This window comes from Pseudomonas sp. CCI1.1, from assembly GCF_034348165.1.
In the GTDB taxonomy this organism is placed as follows: Bacteria; Pseudomonadota; Gammaproteobacteria; order Pseudomonadales; family Pseudomonadaceae; genus Aquipseudomonas; species Aquipseudomonas paracarnis.
Map to the genome: position 1 here is coordinate 3372870 of NZ_CP133780.1, position 20204 is coordinate 3393073.

Annotated in this window: 20 protein-coding genes and 1 tRNA gene; 6 read left to right on the plus strand and 15 right to left on the minus strand. The window is 50.4% G+C overall.

What is annotated here, in order from left to right; genetic code table 11:
- Positions 1-5 precede the first annotated feature (5 nt).
- The 6 genes from iscA to trmJ all read right to left on the minus strand — a co-directional run bounded on the left by iscA (position 6) and on the right by trmJ (position 4446).
- A complete protein-coding gene (gene iscA, locus RHM69_RS15130; RefSeq protein WP_003209680.1) occupies positions 6-329 on the minus strand; it encodes an iron-sulfur cluster assembly protein IscA in 324 nt (107 codons plus the stop codon).
- Between the two features lie 28 nt (positions 330-357).
- On the minus strand, positions 358-744 hold the full coding sequence (iscU, locus tag RHM69_RS15135) for a Fe-S cluster assembly scaffold IscU (protein ID WP_003175965.1): 387 nt from the start codon (positions 742-744) through the stop codon (positions 358-360).
- 99 nt (positions 745-843) lie between these two features.
- Positions 844-2058 (minus strand): IscS subfamily cysteine desulfurase, encoded by a 1215-nt coding sequence (locus tag RHM69_RS15140; protein WP_003194019.1) that lies wholly within the window; start codon positions 2056-2058, stop codon positions 844-846.
- A gap of 50 nt (positions 2059-2108) precedes the next feature.
- Positions 2109-2600 carry a Fe-S cluster assembly transcriptional regulator IscR gene (gene iscR, locus RHM69_RS15145; RefSeq protein WP_003194020.1) on the minus strand — a complete coding sequence of 164 codons (492 nt, stop codon included), beginning with the start codon at positions 2598-2600 and terminating at the stop codon, positions 2109-2111.
- A gap of 287 nt (positions 2601-2887) precedes the next feature.
- A complete protein-coding gene (gene cysE / locus RHM69_RS15150) occupies positions 2888-3673 on the minus strand; it encodes a serine O-acetyltransferase (RefSeq protein ID WP_014719823.1) in 786 nt (261 codons plus the stop codon).
- 2 nt (positions 3674-3675) lie between these two features.
- Positions 3676-4446: a tRNA (cytosine(32)/uridine(32)-2'-O)-methyltransferase TrmJ gene (gene trmJ / locus RHM69_RS15155; RefSeq protein WP_014719824.1), complete on the minus strand. Its 771-nt coding sequence runs from the start codon at positions 4444-4446 to the stop codon at positions 3676-3678.
- Between the two features lie 145 nt (positions 4447-4591).
- On the opposite strand from trmJ, the gene suhB reads away from it, so the two are divergent.
- A complete protein-coding gene (gene suhB, locus RHM69_RS15160) occupies positions 4592-5407 on the plus strand; it encodes an inositol-phosphate phosphatase (protein WP_005791195.1) in 816 nt (271 codons plus the stop codon).
- Between the two features lie 205 nt (positions 5408-5612).
- On the opposite strand, the gene RHM69_RS15165 is transcribed toward suhB, so the two are convergent.
- The 6 genes from RHM69_RS15165 to queA all read right to left on the minus strand — a co-directional run bounded on the left by RHM69_RS15165 (position 5613) and on the right by queA (position 11686).
- Entirely contained in the window at positions 5613-6155 is a 543-nt protein-coding gene (locus RHM69_RS15165) for a glycine zipper 2TM domain-containing protein (RefSeq protein WP_003194023.1), read from the minus strand.
- Between the two features lie 123 nt (positions 6156-6278).
- Positions 6279-7193: a protein translocase subunit SecF gene (gene secF / locus RHM69_RS15170; RefSeq protein WP_014719825.1), complete on the minus strand. Its 915-nt coding sequence runs from the start codon at positions 7191-7193 to the stop codon at positions 6279-6281.
- Between the two features lie 9 nt (positions 7194-7202).
- A complete protein-coding gene (gene secD / locus RHM69_RS15175; protein ID WP_014719826.1) occupies positions 7203-9071 on the minus strand; it encodes a protein translocase subunit SecD in 1869 nt (622 codons plus the stop codon).
- A gap of 62 nt (positions 9072-9133) precedes the next feature.
- A complete protein-coding gene (yajC, locus tag RHM69_RS15180) occupies positions 9134-9472 on the minus strand; it encodes a preprotein translocase subunit YajC (RefSeq protein WP_003175975.1) in 339 nt (112 codons plus the stop codon).
- 43 nt (positions 9473-9515) lie between these two features.
- Positions 9516-10631, minus strand: coding sequence for a tRNA guanosine(34) transglycosylase Tgt (gene tgt, locus RHM69_RS15185; protein ID WP_161937012.1), 1116 nt, complete (start codon positions 10629-10631; stop codon positions 9516-9518).
- Positions 10632-10636: 5 nt separating this feature from the next.
- Entirely contained in the window at positions 10637-11686 is a 1050-nt protein-coding gene (gene queA / locus RHM69_RS15190) for a tRNA preQ1(34) S-adenosylmethionine ribosyltransferase-isomerase QueA (protein ID WP_019817221.1), read from the minus strand.
- Between the two features lie 108 nt (positions 11687-11794).
- On the opposite strand from queA, the gene RHM69_RS15195 reads away from it, so the two are divergent.
- The 4 genes from RHM69_RS15195 to RHM69_RS15210 all read left to right on the plus strand — a co-directional run bounded on the left by RHM69_RS15195 (position 11795) and on the right by RHM69_RS15210 (position 15556).
- Positions 11795-11879: transfer RNA gene (locus RHM69_RS15195), tRNA-Leu, on the plus strand.
- Positions 11880-12303: 424 nt separating this feature from the next.
- Complete coding sequence (locus RHM69_RS15200; protein WP_143129379.1) at positions 12304-12660, plus strand: hypothetical protein; 357 nt, start codon at positions 12304-12306, stop codon at positions 12658-12660.
- A 687-nt stretch (positions 12661-13347) separates the two neighbouring features.
- Positions 13348-14931 carry a replication endonuclease gene (locus RHM69_RS15205; protein WP_028624199.1) on the plus strand — a complete coding sequence of 528 codons (1584 nt, stop codon included), beginning with the start codon at positions 13348-13350 and terminating at the stop codon, positions 14929-14931.
- 400 nt (positions 14932-15331) lie between these two features.
- Positions 15332-15556 carry a hypothetical protein gene (locus tag RHM69_RS15210; RefSeq protein WP_143129380.1) on the plus strand — a complete coding sequence of 75 codons (225 nt, stop codon included), beginning with the start codon at positions 15332-15334 and terminating at the stop codon, positions 15554-15556.
- A gap of 15 nt (positions 15557-15571) precedes the next feature.
- Here RHM69_RS15210 and RHM69_RS15215 read toward each other — a convergent pair whose 3' ends face one another.
- The 3 genes from RHM69_RS15215 to RHM69_RS15225 form a co-directional block, all read right to left on the minus strand.
- On the minus strand, positions 15572-17518 hold the full coding sequence (locus tag RHM69_RS15215) for a relaxase/mobilization nuclease domain-containing protein (protein ID WP_161781308.1): 1947 nt from the start codon (positions 17516-17518) through the stop codon (positions 15572-15574).
- A gap of 11 nt (positions 17519-17529) precedes the next feature.
- On the minus strand, positions 17530-17904 hold the full coding sequence (mobC, locus tag RHM69_RS15220) for a plasmid mobilization relaxosome protein MobC (RefSeq protein WP_033050921.1): 375 nt from the start codon (positions 17902-17904) through the stop codon (positions 17530-17532).
- 291 nt (positions 17905-18195) lie between these two features.
- Positions 18196-19515 (minus strand): DUF6538 domain-containing protein, encoded by a 1320-nt coding sequence (locus RHM69_RS15225; protein ID WP_028624202.1) that lies wholly within the window; start codon positions 19513-19515, stop codon positions 18196-18198.
- Between the two features lie 459 nt (positions 19516-19974).
- Here RHM69_RS15225 and RHM69_RS15230 point away from each other — a divergent pair, with 459 nt between their 5' ends.
- Complete coding sequence (locus RHM69_RS15230; protein ID WP_322255291.1) at positions 19975-20172, plus strand: hypothetical protein; 198 nt, start codon at positions 19975-19977, stop codon at positions 20170-20172.
- Positions 20173-20204: the final 32 nt, after the last annotated feature.

The window sequence follows — 20204 nt, forward strand, 5'->3', positions numbered from 1 at the left end:
TAGCCTCAGATGTTGAAGCTTTCGCCGCAGCCACATTCACCGCGCACGTTAGGGTTGTTGAACTTGAAACCTTCGTTCAACCCTTCCTTGACGAAATCGAGTTCGGTGCCGTCCAGGTAGGTCAGGCTCTTGGGGTCGATGATCACTTTCTCGCCGTGACTTTCGAACACTTGATCCTCTTCAACCACCTCGTCGACAAACTCCAGCACGTAGGCAAGGCCGGAACAGCCCGTGGTGCGTACACCCAGACGAATCCCCTCACCTTTACCGCGCCCATTCAGGGAGCGGCGAATGTGCTGCGCAGCCGCTTCTGTCATGCTGATAGCCATCGTTGACTCCTTACTCGTCGCCAAATGCTTAGATCAAGCCTTTCTTCTGCTTGTAGTCGCGAACAGCTGCCTTGATGGCATCTTCAGCGAGTACGGAGCAGTGGATTTTCACTGGCGGCAACGCCAGTTCTTCGGCCAGCTGGGTGTTGCTGATGGTGACAGCCTCATCCAGGGTCTTGCCTTTCATCCATTCGGTCGCCAGGGAGCTGGAGGCGATGGCCGAACCGCAGCCGTAAGTCTTGAATTTGGCGTCTTCGATAACGCCAGCATCATTGACCTTGATCTGCAGGCGCATTACATCGCCGCACGCCGGGGCGCCGACCATGCCGGTGCCGACATCTGGATCTTCCGCGTTCATCTTGCCGACGTTGCGCGGGTTTTCGTAGTGGTCGATGACCTTTTCGCTGTAAGCCATGGTACTGAATCCTCACTCATCAGGGCCGCTCTGGAACCCTGTAGAAACGCCTGCGTTTTCCGCCACGTTCCTACAGAGCTTGGGTGGCGGCTTCTATAGTTAGTGTGCCGCCCACTCGATCTTGGAAATATCGACACCGTCTTTGTACATGTCCCACAGTGGCGACAGAACGCGCAGCTTGTTGACGGCTTCGCAGACCTTCTGCGCGGCGTAGTCGACTTGCTCTTCGGTGGTGAAGCGGCCGAACGTAAAGCGGATCGAGCTGTGGGCCAGTTCGTCGTTGCGGCCCAGGGCGCGCAGTACGTACGAAGGCTCAAGGGACGCCGAGGTGCAGGCCGAACCGGACGATACCGCCAGGTCCTTGAGCGCCATGATCAGCGACTCGCCTTCGACGTAGTTGAAGCTCAAATTCAGGTTGTGCGGTACACGAGCGGTCATGCTGCCGTTGATGTACAGCTCTTCAAGGTTTTCGACCTGTTTGTAGAAGCGATCGCTCAGGGCCTTGATGCGCACGTTTTCGGCAGCCATGTCTTCCTTGGCCACACGGAAAGCTTCGCCCATGCCGACGATCTGGTGGGTCGCCAGGGTGCCCGAACGCATGCCGCGCTCGTGACCGCCGCCATGCATGGTGGCCTCGATACGTACGCGCGGCTTGCGGCTTACGTAGAGAGCACCGATGCCTTTAGGGCCGTAAGTCTTGTGGGCCGAGAACGACATCAGGTCGACTTTCAGCTTGGACAGGTCGATATCGACCTTGCCAGTGGACTGAGCAGCGTCGACGTGGAGCAACACGCCCTTGGAGCGAGTCAGCTCGCCGATGGCGGCGATGTCGTTGATAGTGCCGATTTCGTTGTTCACGTGGATCACCGAAACCAGGATGGTGTCTTCACGCATCGCGGCTTCGATCATGGCCGGGGTGACGATACCGTCGGTGGTTGGCTCAAGGTAGGTAACCTCGAAACCTTCACGCTCCAGTTGGCGCATGGTGTCCAGGACAGCCTTGTGCTCAATCTTGGTGGTGATCAGGTGCTTGCCTTTGGTCGCGTAGAAATGCGCCGCGCCCTTGATAGCCAGGTTGTCGGACTCGGTGGCACCAGAGGTCCAGACGATTTCGCGCGGGTCGGCATTGACCAGGTCAGCGACTTGGCGACGAGCGTTCTCGACCGCTTCCTCGGCTTTCCAGCCGAATACGTGGGAGCGGGAGGCCGGGTTGCCGAAGTTTCCGTCGACCAGCAGGCATTCGCTCATTTTTTGCGCGACACGCGGATCAACCGGGGTGGTCGCTGAGTAATCAAGGTAAATCGGCAATTTCATGGACTTTCTCCTAAATCAGGCTGGCTGGCGTGCCGTTAGCTCTTCGGCTGTCACTCGACGGCGGACGCTTCAATCTTGTCCAGACGCGGCGCCTTGGTGTTGCAACGGCGCTGGTCCTGACGCTGGGCTACTTCTTGCACCTCACGGCGAGTCACAAGATCAGCCAAGCTGATACCACTCAAAAACTCATGGATCTGCAGGCTCAAGTCACACCACAAGTGGTGCGTCAGGCAGGTGTCACCGGCATGGCAGTCACCCAAACCCTGGCATTTGGTGGCATCGACGGATTCGTTGACCGCGTCGATCACCTGGGCCACCTGAATGCCCTGCATGTCGCGGGACAACTGATAGCCACCACCCGGACCGCGAACGCTGGAAACCAGATTGCTACGGCGCAATTTGGCGAACAACTGCTCGAGATAGGACAGGGAAATGCCTTGGCGCTCGGAGATATCGGCCAGGGACACCGGCCCAGTTTGCGCGTGCAAGGCCAAGTCGAGCATGGCGGTCACCGCGTATCGGCCTTTTGTAGTCAGTCTCATGGACAAGTACCAAGGTGTTTCAGAATGGGAGCAAGTATGCGATTCCCGAGTATTTAAGTCAACTATAAGACCTAGTACTTTAGTCAGGAATACCCGTAAAAAGGGCGCGCGAATCATAGCAGGATGGGGTGGGATCGAACAGCGCAACCAGGCCTGCTGCAAGACCACCGAGCCAATGGAGATCAAATGTGGGGGCTGACTTGCTTGCGATAGCTGTCTATCAGCTTGCTTATCGGTTGCTGGCCCACCGCAATCGCAGGCAAGCCAGCTCCCACAAGAGACCGCGCTCAGCCCGCCTTGGTGGTAGCGGCTTCGTCCTTGATTTCAGCAAAATCCTCCTCACGCAGTTCAGGCAAGTCTTTGGCACAGTACGGGCTGCCCAACTCCTTCAGCGCCCCGCACATACCCTCCAGCTTGCCGTCCACCGCCTGCAAATGATCAAGCAATTGACCAATCGCACGAGCCACCGGGTCGGGCATATCTTCACTGACGCCATAGGCATCGAAACCAATCTTCTCGGCCATCGCCTTGCGCTTGGCCTCTTGCTCATCACCGTCTTGCGGCTTGACGATGATGCGGCCTGGAATACCCACAACCGTGGCACCCGGCGGCACAGCCTTGGTCACTACCGCGTTGGAGCCAACCTTGGCGCCGGCACCCACGGTAAACGGCCCGAGCACCTTGGCGCCCGCCCCTACTACCACGCCATCGCCCAGCGTTGGGTGGCGCTTACCCTTATTCCAGGTGGTGCCGCCCAGGGTCACGCCTTGATAGAGGGTGACGTCATCGCCGATCTCGGCTGTCTCGCCAATCACGATGCCCATGCCGTGATCGATAAAGAACCGACGGCCCACCTTGGCACCCGGGTGGATCTCGATACCGGTCAACCAGCGCCCGAAGTTCGATACCAGCCGCGCCAGCCATTTCCAGCCCATGCCCCACAGGGCGCCGGACAGGCGGTGGATCCAGATCGCGTGCATGCCCGGGTAGCAGGTCAGCACTTCAAAGGCATTGCGCGCCGCCGGGTCACGGTGGAAAACACTCTGGATATCTTCTCGCAAACGCTCGAACATTTTTAATCCTTCCGCTTAAGAAGCTCACCACGGGCCGCTTTCTGGGTTTCCGTGAGGATGCCACGCAATATGTTCATTTCAGCCCGGCTCACCGAGCTGCGGCCGTACAAACGACGCAGGCGCGCCATCAAGTGCCGTGGCTTTTCAGGGTCGAGGAATTCGATGGCAACCAGGGTTTGCTCCAGGTGCTCATAGAACCGTTCCAGCTCGTCCATGGTGGCCAACTCGCCACTTTTGGTCGATGCAACCTCTTCCTTTTCCACCTTGCTCGGCTGGCCGGCAGCGGCCAGCCAGGCCATGCGCACTTCGTAAGTCAGCACCTGCACCGCAGCCCCGAGGTTCAGCGAGCTGAACTCAGGGTCTGATGGGATATGCACGTGGTAATGACATCGCTGCAGCTCTTCGTTGGTCAGGCCGGAGTCCTCACGGCCGAATACCAAGGCGATTTCAGCACCGCCAGCAGCCTCCTCCACCACTTTAGTGCCGCATTCGCGCGGATCCAGCAGCGGCCAAGGGATACGACGGTCACGGGCGCTGGTGCCGAGCACCAGATTGCAGCCGACCAAGGCGTCCTCCAAGGTGGCGACCACCTGGGCATTTTCAAGCAAGTCATTGGCGCCGGACGCACGGGCATCCGCCTCGTGGTGCGGGAATACCCGCGGTTCGACCAGCACCAGGCGCGTCAGCCCCATGTTTTTCATGGCTCGCGCCACCCCGCCGATGTTGCCGGGATGACTGGTATTGACCAAGACGACACGAATGTTTTGCAGCAAGGGAGGCGCTCGCGGACACAGGAAAGGGGAGCAAATCTTACAGAACCGCCTAAGGTTATGCCATGAAAGCGAACGTCGTCCTTCACCTGAGGAAAGTTTCTGCTAGAATGCTCGGCTTTCTTTAACAACCTTAGGTGACCTATCCATGCAGCCCATGCTGAATATCGCGCTGCGCGCCGCCCGCAGCGCCAGTGAATTGATCTTCCGCTCCATCGAGCGCCTGGATACCATCAAGGTCGACGAAAAAGACGCCAAGGATTATGTATCCGAGGTGGATCGCGCCGCCGAACAGAAAATCATCGACGCCCTGCGCAAGGCCTACCCTACCCACGGCATCCTCGGTGAAGAAACCGGCCTGCACAAAGGCAGTGGCGAAGGCGAAGACTACCTGTGGATCATCGACCCACTGGATGGCACCACCAACTTCCTGCGCGGCATCCCGCACTTTGCCGTGAGCATCGCCTGCAAATACCGTGGCCGCCTGGAACACGCCGTTGTGCTGGACCCGGTTCGCCAGGAAGAATTCACCGCCAGCCGTGGTCGTGGCGCCCAACTGAACGGTCGTCGCCTGCGTGTCAGCGGCCGCACTAGCCTGGAAGGCGCTCTGCTGGGTACCGGCTTCCCATTCCGTGACGACCAGATGGACAATCTGGAAAACTACCTGGGCATGTTCCGCGCCCTGGTTGGCCAGACCGCCGGCATCCGCCGCGCCGGTGCAGCCAGCCTGGACCTGGCGTATGTAGCCGCCGGTCGCTTTGATGCGTTCTGGGAGTCGGGCCTGTCCGAGTGGGACATGGCAGCAGGCGCCCTGCTGATTCAGGAAGCAGGCGGCCTGGTGAGCGACTTCACCGGTGGTCATGACTTCCTGGAGAAAGGCCACGTCGTGGCTGGCAACACCAAATGCTTCAAGGCAGTACTGACGGCGATCCAGCCGCACCTGCCGGCTTCGCTGAAGCGCTAAGCGAGCGAGCACAAAAAAAGCACCCCTCGGGGTGCTTTTTTTATGCCTGGGATTTAGCAAAAAACCAATTCCAACTGACTCAATACAAGCCAATGTGGGAGCTGGCTTGCCTGCGATAACAGCCTGCCAGCCAACTCACGGGTTACTGACCCACCGCCATCGCAGGCAAGCCAGCTCCCACACTTGAACCTTGCAAGGCTTGGGATTACTGCTGGTTCTGACCTAGGATCAAACGACCTTCCTTATCCACCGGAATCTGGCTGCCAGGGTCACGCTCCATACGCACGGTACCTTCCTTGCCATCCAGGTTGTAACGCACGTCATAACCGACCACCTTGTCGCTGATGTCGTTAACGGTGTTACAGCGAGTTTGTGTGGTGGTGTAGGTATCGCGGTTCTGCATGCCTTCCTGAACCTTGTTACCGGCATAACCGCCACCGACAGCACCGGCCACGGTGGCCAGCTTCTTACCGTTACCGCCACCAATCTGGTTGCCCAGCAGGCCACCCGCAAGGGCGCCCACCACGGTACCGGCGATTTGATGTTGGTCCTGCACCGGACGCTGTCGGGTCACGGTGACGTCCTTGCAGACCTCACGCGGGGTTTTGATCTGGGTTTTCACCGGCTGTACCGCCAGTACTTGCGCATACTCAGGGCCGCTTTTTACCAGGCTGTAGGTGGCAACAGCGCCTCCGGCAGTCACACCGACAGCACCCAATACCGCACCAACCAGCAACGACTTGTTCACATGAACCTCCTGACCATCACAAGCGGACCGAAAGATCCGCGCTATACCCAGCCTTGGAGCAAAAAAAAAGGCGCGAGTTCAATACTCGCGCCTTTCTTGTAACAGCGGATCAACAAACGCCCATCAAGGACGGTCGTCGACCTCCTTGTCGGTAGCGGCAGGAGGGATCAAGTCTTCGCTGTTGAGGTTCAGCCAGATCAGCACCACGTTGGCGATGTAGATCGACGAGTAGGTACCCGCCAGAACGCCGATAAACAGCGCCAGGGAGAAGCCCCACAGGTTGTCGCCACCGAAGATCATCAGCGCAGCAATCGCCAGCAAGGTGGAGATCGACGTCGCCATGGTCCGCAGCAGGGTCTGCGTGGTGGAGATGTTGATGTTCTCGATCAACGTCGCCTTGCGCAGCACCCGGAAGTTCTCACGAACCCGGTCGAAGACCACGATGGTGTCGTTGAGCGAATAACCAATGATCGCCAGCACAGCTGCCAATACGGTCAGATCGAAGGTGATCTGGAAGTAGGCCAGGATACCCACGGTCACGATCACGTCGTGGATCAGCGACACAATGGCGCCGACACCGAACTTCCACTGAAAGCGGAATGCCAGGTAGATCATGATGCCGACCAGCGCCATCAGCATGCCGAGGCCGCCCTGATCGCGCAGTTCTTCACCCACTTGCGGGCCGACGAACTCGACGCGCTTGACCGACGCCGGGTTATCGCCGCCCACCTTCTGCAAGGCCTCGGCTACCTGGTGACCCAGTTGCGGGTCTTCGCCAGGCATGCGCACCAGCAGGTCGGTGGTGGCACCAAAGCTCTGCACCACGGCTTCGTGATAGCCGGCCTTGACCAGCTCGCTGCGCACCAGGGTAACGTCGGCCGGCTTCTCGTAGGTCAGCTCGATGAGCGTACCGCCGGTGAAGTCCAGGCCGTAGTTCAGGCCCTTATGGAACCAGCTGAACAACGCCAGAACGGTAAGGAGCACGGTGACGCCGAACGCAATATTGCGAACGCCCATGAAGTTGATTGTACGTAACATGGCAGCCCCTTAAATCCACAACTTCTTGAAGTCACGCCCGCCAAAGATCAGGTTGACCATTGCGCGGGTCACCATGATGGCCGTGAACATCGAGGTAAAGATCCCGAGGGACATGGTCACCGCAAAACCTTTCACCGGGCCTGTGCCCATGGCGAAGAGAATCCCGCCGACCAACAGTGTGGTCAGGTTGGAGTCGAGGATCGCGGTAAATGCCCGGCCGAAGCCTTCGTTGATTGCACGCTGCACGGTCATACCGGCGGCGATCTCTTCACGAATCCGCGAGAAGATCAGCACGTTGGCGTCCACCGCCATACCCATGGTGAGTACGATACCGGCGATACCTGGCAGGGTCAGTGTGGCGCCCAGCAACGACATCAACGCCAGCAGCATCACCATGTTGCCCGCCAGGGCGACAGTGGCGATCACACCAAAGAAGCGGTAGATGGCGATGATGAACAGCGACACGAACAACATACCCCACAGCGCCGCATCGACACCTTTGGTGATGTTGTCGGCACCCAGGCTCGGGCCGATGGTACGTTCTTCAGCGAAGTACATCGGTGCCGCCAGGCCACCGGCACGCAGCAGCAACGCCAACTCGGAAGACTCGCCCTGGCCGTTCAGGCCAGTGATACGGAACTGAGCACCCAGCGGCGACTGGATGGTCGCCAGGCTGATGATCTTCTTCTCTTCCTTGAAGGTCTGCACCGGCACGTCTTTCTCGACACCGTTGACCATCTGCTTGGTGTAGGTGGTCACCGGGCGCTGCTCGATGAAGATCACCGCCATGCTGCGACCAACGTTGCTGCGCGTGGCGCGGCTCATCAGTTCGCCGCCATGGCCATCCAGACGGATGTTCACTTCAGGCGTGCCGTGCTCGCCGAAACCGGCCTTGGCGTCGGTCACCTGGTCACCGGTGATGATCAAGCCACGCTCGATCAGCGCTGGAGGACGGTTGCCTTCACGGAATTCGAATTCTTCGGAAGTGGCACGCGTAGCGCCTGGGTCTGCCGCGAGACGGAACTCCAGGTTGGCGGTCTTGCCGAGGATACGCTTGGCTTCAGCGGTGTCCTGTACGCCTGGCAGCTCAACCACGATGCGGTTGGCGCCCTGGCGCTGCACGATCGGCTCGGCTACACCCAGCTCGTTGACGCGGTTACGGACCGTGGTCAGGTTCTGCTTGATGGAGTATTCGCGGATTTCAGCGATCTTGGCCGGGCTCATCGCCAGACGCAGCACCGCTTGACCATTGAGGTCGGCCGGTACGATGTCGAAGTCATTGAAGTTCTTGCGGATCAGCGCACGGGCCTGTTCGCGGGATGCTTCGTCAGCAAAGCCCAGCTGGATGGCGCCGTTGAGCTGCGGCAGGCTGCGATAACGCAGCTTCTCTTTGCGCAGCAGGCTCTTCACGTCACCTTCGTAGACCTTCAGACGTGCGTCCAGGGCCTTGTCCATGTCGACTTCCAGCAGGAAGTGCACACCACCGGACAAGTCCAGACCCAGCTTCATCGGGTGCGCGCCAATGCTGCGCAGCCATTGTGGCGTGGTCTGGGCCAGGTTGAGCGCGACAACGTAGTCGTCACCCATGGCCTTGCGTACGACATCCTTGGCCGGCAATTGGTCTTCTTGCTTGGTCAGGCGCAACAAGCCGCCTTTGGAACCAGCCGCCAAGGTTGCCGCTTTAACCTGGATACCCGCGTCGGTGAGCGCTTTGCTCGCACGGTCCAGGTCAGCCTGATTGACCTGCAGCGAAGTGCTGGCGCCAGAGATCTGGATCGCCGGGTCATCAGGATAGAGATTGGGAGCGGAATAAATAAAACCGATCGCCAGCACCGCCAGGATCAGTACGTATTTCCACAGAGGGTATTTGTTCAGCATCACGCCGCCCGCTTATAACGCGGGGCGCCTTGCGCGCCCCGTCGATTGGTAAAGGTTGTTACTCAGATCGCTTTGAGCGTGCCTTTAGGCAGCGTGGCGGCGATGGCGCCCTTCTGGAACTTCATTTCCACGGTGTCGGAGACCTCCAGTACCACGAAAGCATCGGAGACCTTGGTGATCTTGCCGGCGATACCGCCAGTGGTCACGACTTCGTCGCCTTTTTGCAGGCTGCCCAGCAGGTTTTTCTGCTCTTTGGCGCGCTTGGCCTGTGGACGCCAGATCATCAGGTAGAAGATGACCAGGAAGCCGACCAGGAAAATCCACTCGAAACCACCGCCCATAGGGCCGGCAGCAGCAGGCGCAGCGGCGTCAGCCATGGCGTTAGAGATAAAAAAGCTCATTTAGCACTCCAGTTGCAAATAGTGAATCTTAGGGTCGGAAAACTCAGTCCAAGGGCGGCACAGGGAGGCCACGCTTGGCATAGAAGGCATCGACGAAGGCGGCCAATGTACCCTGTTGAATAGCCTCGCGCAAACCAGCCATCAGGACTTGGTAGTGACGCAAATTGTGGATGGTATTCAACATGCTACCCAGCATTTCCCCGCACTTGTCCAGATGGTGCAGATAAGCACGGGAGAAGTTCTGGCAGGTGTAGCAGTCACAGGTAGGATCCAGCGGCGAATCATCATGGCGATGGAACGCGTTACGGATCTTCAGCACGCCTGTATCGATGAACAGATGCCCATTGCGGGCATTACGGGTTGGCATCACGCAATCGAACATGTCCACACCGCGGCGCACACCCTCTACGAGATCTTCCGGTTTGCCAACGCCCATAAGGTAACGAGGTTTGTCTGCGGGCATCAGGCCCGGCAGGTAATCCAGCACCTTGATCATTTCATGCTTGGGCTCGCCCACCGACAAACCGCCGATGGCCAGGCCGTCGAAGCCGATCTTGTCGAGGCCTTCCAGCGAGCGTTTGCGCAGGTTTTCATGCATGCCGCCCTGAACAATACCGAACAGCGCCGCTGTGTTATCGCCATGGGCATTCTTCGAACGCTGGGCCCAACGCAGCGACAACTCCATGGAGATACGCGCCACGTCTTCATCGGCCGGGTACGGCGTGCACTCGTCGAAAATCATCACGATGTCCGAACCCAGATCGCGCTGTACCTGCATCGACTCTTCCGGGCCCATGAACACCTTGGCGCCGTCGACCGGCGAGGCAAAGGTCACGCCCTCTTCCTTGATCTTGCGCATGGCGCCCAAGCTGAACACCTGGAAACCACCGGAGTCGGTAAGGATCGGCCCTTGCCACTTCATGAAGTCATGCAGGTCGCCGTGCTTCTTGATCACTTCCGTGCCCGGGCGCAGCCACAGGTGGAAGGTATTGCCGAGGATAATCTCGGCACCGGTGGCGACGATGTCGCGGGGCAACATGCCTTTGACGGTGCCGTAGGTGCCGACCGGCATGAAGGCCGGGGTCTCCACAGTGCCACGCGGGAAGGTCAGGCGACCACGACGGGCTTTGCCGTCCGTAGCGAGCAATTCAAACGACATACGACTCATAAGTTGTCCTCAGGGCCGCGCGGCGCCGGGTTACGGGTGATAAACATCGCATCACCGTAGCTGAAAAAACGGTACTCGTTAGCGATGGCGGCCTGGTAGGCAGCCATGGTTTGCGGGTAACCGGCAAAGGCCGACACCAGCATCAATAGCGTGGATTCCGGCAAATGGAAATTGGTGACCAGGCAGTCGACCACATGAAATGGCCGCCCTGGGAAAATAAAGATATCGGTGTCGCCACTGAACGGCTTGAGCACGCCATCACGCGCTGCACTCTCCAGCGAACGCACACTGGTGGTGCCCACGGCAACCACTCGACCGCCACGCGCCTTGCACGCCGCCACCGCATCCACCACGTCCTGGCTGACCTCCAGCCATTCGCTGTGCATATGGTGGTCTTCGATGTTATCCACACGCACCGGCTGAAACGTCCCGGCCCCCACGTGCAGGGTCACATAGGCGGTTTCGACGCCCTTGGCAGCAATCGCATCCAGCAGTGGCTGGTCGAAATGCAGCCCGGCAGTCGGTGCGGCGACGGCGCCGAGGCGCTGTGAGTACACGGTCTGATAGCGCTCGCGGTCCGCGTCTTCGTCGGGGCGGTCTATATAAGGAGGCAACGGCATATGGCCGACGCGCTCCAACAGCGGCAACACTTCTTCGGCAAACTTGAGCTCGAACAAGGCATCGTGGCGCGCCACCATCTCGGCTTCGCCACCGCCCTCGATCAAGATGCTCGACCCCGGTTTGGGCGACTTGCTGGAGCGCACATGGGCCAGCACGCGATGGCTGTCCAGCACCCGCTCCACCAGGATTTCCAGCTTGCCGCCGGACGCTTTCTGGCCAAACAGCCGCGCCGGGATCACCCGGGTGTTGTTGAAAACCATCAGATCGCCTGGGCGCAAATGCTCAAGCAAATCAGTGAATTGACGGTGTGCGAGGGCACCGCTGGGCCCGTCCAGGGTCAGCAGTCGACTGGCGCGACGCTCGGCCAAAGGGTGGCGAGCGATCAGCGAATCAGGGAGCTCAAAAGTAAAGTCAGCAACGCGCATGATGGGGTTCGTCTAGCAGGGCCGGGAAGTCTAGCGGAAATAGTGAAAATAGACCATGAAACGTGATTGACCAACGGTAATCTCATCTCTATACTTCGCCGCCATTGAGCCCTGATGGCGGAATTGGTAGACGCGGCGGATTCAAAATCCGTTTTCGAAAGGAGTGGGAGTTCGAGTCTCCCTCGGGGCACCATAATTTTCCTTGTAAATCAAGGACTTAGAAAAGGGGTAGAAAGAAATTTCTACCCCTTTTTCTATCCAAAAAATCTACCCTTCTCATACCCTTTTCTTGGGAAAAACCGCCTCCCGGTGGCGTCCGCTTCGGCTTCGCTCTGCACACCTGAAACGGTGTATTGAAGCTATCCTTCTTATCCAGACCGTTTGACGTGCTGCGGCTCTGCAGCAGTGCGGGAAAGGGTCAACCATGGATCGAATGTGTCTCATACTCAGGTGAGGATTAGCCTAAGAATGATTATCAGACCATTTACTATTTAGATTGCCACTAAGCTCTGCAAAAACCTCTACATAAAAAGCGACAAAAAGCATGATGGCAAAATGACACGCCATGGGTTAGTGTTTGTGTTATTTCGCTGGGTTCATCGGTGTAGGTAACTAATATGTTTGGGCACTATAAAAATAGACAGAAGCATTACGAAATAGTCAAACAGATATTATGGCAAGACTATAAAGTTGATAACGAGTTGAATCCAAATTTTATTTCGCTATCCGATTATAAAAGCATAGTTGATGAAGCTGTTCGTGATGAGATAAATGATGAAGAGGTCGCATTAAAAGTTGTGACCAGATATTGTGTTAACTTGGCAGCCAATGGCCATATACAAGATGCAAAACAATTAGCTCCAAGAGTTCTATTTGCTGCTGAGTATTTTTTAGATCGCGGCTTAATATCAAAAAAAATCTGGAATTACGTGAATACAGGGCTATCAAGTTATGTTCTGCCTACCAAAGACTGAATACAACATATTGGCCTGCTAGGTCGTTTTTAGCGGTTGAAGTTGTTCAAGCTTGAAAAATTACCAGATGAACGCGGTGGATGGTCATTTCATATTCTGTGAAATTTAAAGAATATGGTTGACCTCTATTTGATAATTAAGGTCCCACCTTAAATATATTTTCGGTTTTCTATTGACAACGTTTTTCATTGATTTTAAGCCAAAAAACGACTATCCAAGAAAATTGAAACTCAAAAAACCGACAAAAAACGTAGAAAAAACTCAATGCACTTTTCTAGTGCGTCAACAGAAACAAGCTAAAAACGGCGTGTTTTAATTCCCGGTATTACCATACGCACAAGATGGTAAATCGTCTAAAAACGGCAATTTCAAAGGTTTTGATTTTTGAAAGTTTTGCTACTCAAAATTTATTGAATATAAAAATTTGAGTTCTACGCTTTTGATTTTGATATGCGAACTTTGTTCGCAATACCCAGATGCTTTTCGCCTGTTAGGGCGGGCTTTTGCTTTTGCTCTTCTTGGATAACTCTTAAATAAGTGTCGCAAGTTGATTTTATAGGTTTTTTTGACCGTTTTTGATTTTTAAAAAAATCAGCTTTTTTACAGGTTAGAAAGTAAAAATATTTATTTATTTGACAACCATGCACGGCATGGTATTTGTATTAGTAACGAACAATAATAACTTTCATGATATTTATTCCACAACGCATAATCCTTAAAAATCTTACTCCTGAATTTTTCTTTGCAGAATGTGAAAGGCAGTATTTTTTTGAGCGAGCCATCGAAAAAAAGATGATTGCAAAGGAATGTCTTGAAAATAAGTTAAATAACTCATCAAAAAGAAAGCGTGAAAACATAGCCAAAGAAATAAGAAACCTCAAAAATAAATTCACTTGGGTTGCCACTTGCAGTGAATATAGATGCTGGAAGATACGACATAAATACATTCTAGCTGGCGATTTGGACGAAATCGTCAAAAATATCACGTTTGTTTTCGAGAGAATTCAAGAGCAACTAATAATAAAGCAGAGAAACCTCGACAACGATGACTCCGGCGAGAGTATTTTTTCACGCATAAAGAATGATTGGGATATCGGTTATGGTATCAAAATAAAGGACATTAAAGGGTCAACTATAAAAGACAAGCTCATCAACATTGCTGATGAGAAAAGACTTAAATCACAAATAAAAAGAATACAAAAACAAAGAAGCGAACTTTTAAAGCTGCACTCAGGTTTGATTGGTTCCGGTCGAGCATTTGAGATTTGTAGTGATGAAGTTGTTCGCAATAGAGAAGCTGACGAAGCCAGCCAGCTTGATTACATAATGAAGAAATCTCTTGTTAATGAAAACAACAAGAAAATCCCACTATGGAAAGTAGCAAGCACTGAAAAGCAAAGATTTGCTGAGATATTTATCCAAGTCTCATCGTTGGACGCCTATGCCAAACAACTTAACTATAAGCCTCTTTTCATAACTTTTACCGCTCCGGCAAGATTTCATCCAAAGCCGTCGAAAGGCGTTAGTTCTTGGGACGGTTCAACCCCAAAGGATAGCAATGATTACTTGAAAGGCTTATGGAATGCTTTTAGAAAAGACATCCATAGACATAAGATTGAGATGAATGGTTTCTGGGCAGTCGAACCTCACAAAGACCAGTGCTTTCATAAGCACGCTTTAATGTATGTTAATAAGAAACATTATGACGAATTAGTAATCTTGATTAACAAGCATTTTAGACACTCGGAAAACGCCGTAAGAATTGAAGAAATTGACGCAAAGAAAAGCAAGGCAACATCATACGTGATGAAGTATCTAACTAAGTCATTCAATTTGGAATTCGAGTTAAAAGGCGGCGTCCTAAATGTAGATAAGTTGGAAATCTCAAATCACAAAAAAGTTAGAGCAGTTCAAGCACTGTGGTCTGTGCGTAGATATGCAATGTTCGGCGTTAAGAATACGCTTTCATTGTGGAGAGAGCTGAAAAGAAAATCATTCTTGAAAGGCAAGAATGACGTTATTGATAAGGCGTTCGCATTTGTGGACAAGAACGATTTCATTGGGTTCTCTATATTTGTAAATGGAAACCTAAAAATAATGAGGCTATACAGCAAAATACAAGTATTTAAGAATGACCTGCTCGGTGATGTTTTCGGAAAAAGACTAATAGGTAAATACATAATTGATTTGAGCACAAAAGAAATGATTGATATAAAAGCAAATTACAAAATTGTTGATACTGCATTGCTTGATGCTGCCGAGTTGCAATAAATAAATACTTATCTATTGATTATTTATAATCGCATGTTATATTGTTATCAAGAACAGGAGATTATGAGCATGCAACTAATAAGGGTAACTAGCAAAAGAAAAGAAATCTTAAAATATACAAAAAAACTAGGTCTTTATGGTTTATATAAAGATGTTAAGAATGCACATGACAAAAGTGTTTGTCATTTGATTTTTGACCCATTAGATTACACATTCAAGGTGCTGGTAGACCAAAGTAGAGTTCCTTACGAATATCAAGACGAATGTATAAGGGACTTATAACAAAGCCAGCTAATGCTGGTTTTTTTGTGCCTGAATTTTGTCAAGAAAAATATGTATTTATTTGACTTTGCTTTTATTTGTGCTCTAATAAATATATATAAATAAGAAAGGGACACTAATGAAAAAACCAAAAGCAAAAGCAAATCTTAAAGTTTGCACCATCACACTCGACGCTGAAACACATAATCAATTTAGAGAAATTGCCAATACTCACAAATTTCCGTTGTCACGCTTTATAAATGATTGTATGAAAGAATACTTAAATGTAAGCAAAGTTAACGGGTTCAACAAAGATGTAACGCTACAAGTTGGAATTAGAAACTTTCAAATCCAAGACAAATAAAAAGCCCTGATAGGGCTATTTTGTTAACTGTGGTTTTAAGTCAAACGTAACCGCTCTTTTGTTTGCCATCTGTGCTTTAAAAGCTTGTTCAAGCTGTTTTGCGGCTGACGGGTCTCTTTCTTTAATTTCATCAAATAGATTATATAATTTCTGTCTTAATTCATATTGACGCTTAACCTCTCCAGTTTTTATGCCATTACGATTGTCTGGAATGTTGTCCATTTCTCTATGCCCCGCGATGTCTCGTGTGCTGTTGCCCGGAAATAAACTTTTCGTTAGTCTCGGTTGCAACCATTCAAATTCTTCAACAATTTCATCATTCGAATATGTTGAATAGTCGCCATCAATCTTATGGTTTTCAGGCTCTGGAATCGGCTCCGGTGTCATCGGTGCGTAAATGTCATCTACGGCAGGCTCTACTGGTGTAGGTGTCTCTAAGGCCTTTGTAGGAGCTTCTGCGACAGGTGTAGGGTTGGATGGCTCAAACTCTTTCATCAAGTCATCAATCAAGTCATCGTTGGTAGGTGCTACCTGTTCTTGTTCAACCTGCTTTGTAGGCTCTGGTGGCTTCTCAGGAGCTTTTTGAAGAGGTATAGGCATGACAGGCTCAACTGGTTTAGGTGCTTCTACGGCCACCGTAGGGGCTTCTGGTGCTGGTTGCGGTTTAGGATCGGCCTTCTTATTCATCGAAGCATATTGCTCCTGAATTTTCTTCAATTCGTCTAAATCTGCTGGGGTAGGTTTGTAGCCTTCAAGCTTGAAGCCTTTGGCTTCCAATCCCATTAGCTGAAATTCGAGCCATACATTCTTCTTGAAGTAATCAGGGCCATTCACTGTAAATGATTGTGGTGGTTTGGCGTCGGCAACAAGTCTTTGAATGCCAGCCTTTGCTGACTGTCTTGATAAATCATGGAATGAAACTTTTGATGGGTCTTTGTAATACTCGAATGATTTCTTGCTACTGGCTGAATTATAGAAATATTCAACCTTGTCACTATGCTGAATAAACTTGAACTTAGTAGCAAGCACTGAGTTTGGTTTAATCTTTTTCATGTAGTCGGGTTCTGCTTCGGTTGAAGCGATTGAACAATTTTCGTATTCCTTTACGTTGTGCTTATTTTTTAAAGTCTGCTCAAAGCCAGTGTCATCACCTAGTTTCGCTTTAAGTGTTTTGTAAGATAGGCCAAGCTCGGATGCTTTGAATATCTGGTCTTCATGTTGAATGGAGAAAGATGATTTGCCATTGTGAATGACATTGAAACCATTCTCGGTTATCTGGTTGATGAAGTCGGATGGGCTGGAAGCATTGTTAAGGAAATCACTCAAAGCGTCTTTCATTTGTTTCTTGTTAGAAATAACGCCACGAACGTCAAGCATTCTTTCTTTTGTTGATGGATGCTTGTCTTTGTATTTCTTGTTGATAATGTCTTTCTTATCTTGCAGTGTTAGCTCTTTTATTTTGTCGAGTTCATCCATGTCTCTTGAAATTCGATTTTCGGGAACTATTAGATTGTATTTTTGTTCAAGCTTTTCACATTCTCTTTCAATAACACGGTAGTCATTGCTGACGTTGTAACACTTGCCATTAAAATCTTTTAAAGCCCACACAATATGAACATGAACCTCATCTGTATCAATGTGAACACCCAACGCATACTTTCTATTTGAAAGGTTGTGCGTTTGTTCATAGAGTTCTTTTACTATCTGCTTCGCTTGTTCAGGGGTAACGTTATCATTGGTATGAAAGCTGACCATATCGTGCTGACTTCTAACTGATTGCTTTCTGCCCTTTGTTCTAACAGCAACATCATTTTCGATGGATGTTGCAATAGCATTCGCAATTTGTCTTTTGGATGAGTTCATAGGTGTGTAGATGTTGCTTTCGAACAATACACATCCCTCATCTTTGTGAAAGTATTTAGAAGCCTTATATACTCCTGACCTGCTTTTCTGGGTGCTCAATCTTTTCCTTATCATATATCGCCTTTGATTGTTATTTTCTCCTTTTTCAAACTTTCAAGTCTATTTGTCAATACGCCCATGTTCTTATCTAATTTGCTCAGAACATCTAAAATGTCTTGGTTTGGCTGCTTCCCTGAATTCAACGCTGCTGCTATTTGATTAAGGTTATTGCCAATCTGACTGAATATTTTTTCAATGGTGACTATATCCTCTCTTAACTTTGGACTACATACTTCTATGACTTCATTTATTCCATTATTTATAATATGGGAAATAAATTTTACCTGTGTCATCTTTAATGCTGCTCTTTGTGTTTCGAGTAGCTGAATATCATCTTTTGGAAGTCTAAAATTTAACTGATTACTTTTTCTTTCTTTATCACTCATACAATCCTCCATATTGATTGCTATACATTTTTCAAACGTAGTGCGAAAAATCGAGCGTAAATGTTAGTAAGTGAACGAAGTGAACTTGCTATACATTTACATTGCTCGCCTGTAATGTTTTCGAACTACTAATATCAAGTTAACATATATTAAAATGTTTTCAAGTTGTATAGCTTTCAATAAGCCAGATAACAAAGAATGAAAGTGTATAGCAACGTATAGCAACGTATAGCAGGCATTAAAAAGGCCACCTAATTAGGTAGCCTCATGAATGATGACAACAATAAAAAATTATACTGAGAATTTATATTGTAGGTGTTTAACAGCATCCATTTTAGATGCTGGGGTTGGGCCTTCCGAATATCTATCGAAAGTCATTCTTAGCAGTCCATCAGCTTTGTGGCCAACCAACGAAATGATGACAAGGTTCTTAACATCAGCACGCTCTAATGTAGTGATTACAGTTTTGCGAATGCTATGGAAAACACATTTTTTATCAAAACCTAAATCTGTCTTGAAGATTGAAAATTGATTACCTAAACCTTTCGATTTGGTTTCATACTTCCCACCTTTGCTTGTCTTCAACAAATACCCATCGTCCGATGAACTAACAAGCCGTTTGACCGTTTCCATGAGAACCGGATGAATTGGCACAAAACGAACGGATGCTTGTGTTTTACCTTCTGTAATATGAAAACAATCCACACCATCCTCTTTAACAACTGACGATGTTTTTAAACGGCATATTTCTTCAATGCGTGCTCCCGTATAGGCCGCTATCTTAATCAAATCGGCTAATTGACGCTTTCCTTTTTCAACTGCTTTACTATGCAAGGTTTCAACCTCTTCCGCCGTAAAAGCACGTCTTTCATCTTTTTTGAGTGTTCCACGTCTAACTTGGCTCAATTCATGACTTTTGAAAGGATTGATTGGATAACGTTCTTTGAATGGTGGTTCTTTTTTAATCAAGAAATTATAGAAGGCATTAAACGAAAACAAATATTGTTTCTTTGTCTTCGATTCCAGATTTTTTGAAATCAAGAATGAAGCAACTGCCTCATAATCCAGCAATAAGTCCTCAGCTTTCAAAAAGGCATCAAGTGCTTTAATTCTCTTTATATGTCTATCAACTGTATTCAAGTCTACTTTTCGTTGATTTAATTCATAGTTATAGAAACCATCAAGGCGACTTTTGAAAAATGGGGTTTTTGGTGAGTAGTCCGAACGACCTGCTGCAATATCAATTGCTTCATTAACAAGGTCGATGCTTAACTTCTTATCTTGTGTATATTGGATTACTTCAAAACCCATTTTTGTTTCATTGTTTGCGGGTTTCCCCTTAATTTTATCTTGGTTTATGGCCCTTTGATGCTTTTCAACTATTTGAAGAACATCATCACGGAAATTGCCGATTTCACCCCTACGGGCTTTTTCGATTTCGGTTTTCCACTGCTGCAACCATCGTAGTTTGAAAATATGGGCTTCCGAACGATTGCCAGTTTTGAGGCTTTTAGTCAAAACCTTACGCCCGGAAAAGGCTTCCCGTGCGTCTTCTGGAACGTCCAGACGGACGTAGTAGGTGCCGGATTTCAGGACTAAAAAATCGGTCATAGCAAAAGCCTTCGCTAGTCATTTCTACCCAAAATTCTACCCAAAATTTCTACCCAAAGCCACTGAAAGCCTTTAAACTCGCGGCATTGCTGGGTCTTATGATGTTTTTGAGGGAGTTCGAGTCTCCCTCGGGGCACCAAGATTTTCCTTTAAAATCAAGCACTTACCAGCTTACGGTTTTAAAGTTTTGGAAGTAATTTTTGGAAGTGTTTTTGGAACTTCCAAATCAAAGAACCCGGCCTACGCGCCGGGTTTTTTATTGCTCAAAAATCGCTCAAAGCCACAGCCTGCATGGGTTCCTCTGATCCAAGCCCCTCCCCTCAAAATGATCAGGCTGAAAATGCCTTTTTCCGCTTTACCAAAGCCCCCCGACCCAAGCAGTCCCTGAAGGCAAACCTTCCCGCGCAGCGGAATGCATCAAATGCTAGATTCTCGAATCGCCCGAGGATTTCCACCATCATGCTCATGCAGTTCTTGTCCAGCCTCTTGCCAACCCTGACACCCGATAACACCAAGATCCATTTGGCACAGCACAACGGTATCGAACACCCAATGGACGTGTACCTGGCTGGTGACTTTGATGAGTGGCAGTCGTGGCAGTCGAGGAAGAATTTCGAGTGTCGATACGTCATCGGCCTTGTTGAGTGTTGCCGCTGACCGAAAACTGACCCAGTAGAGGCTCTTCTGCC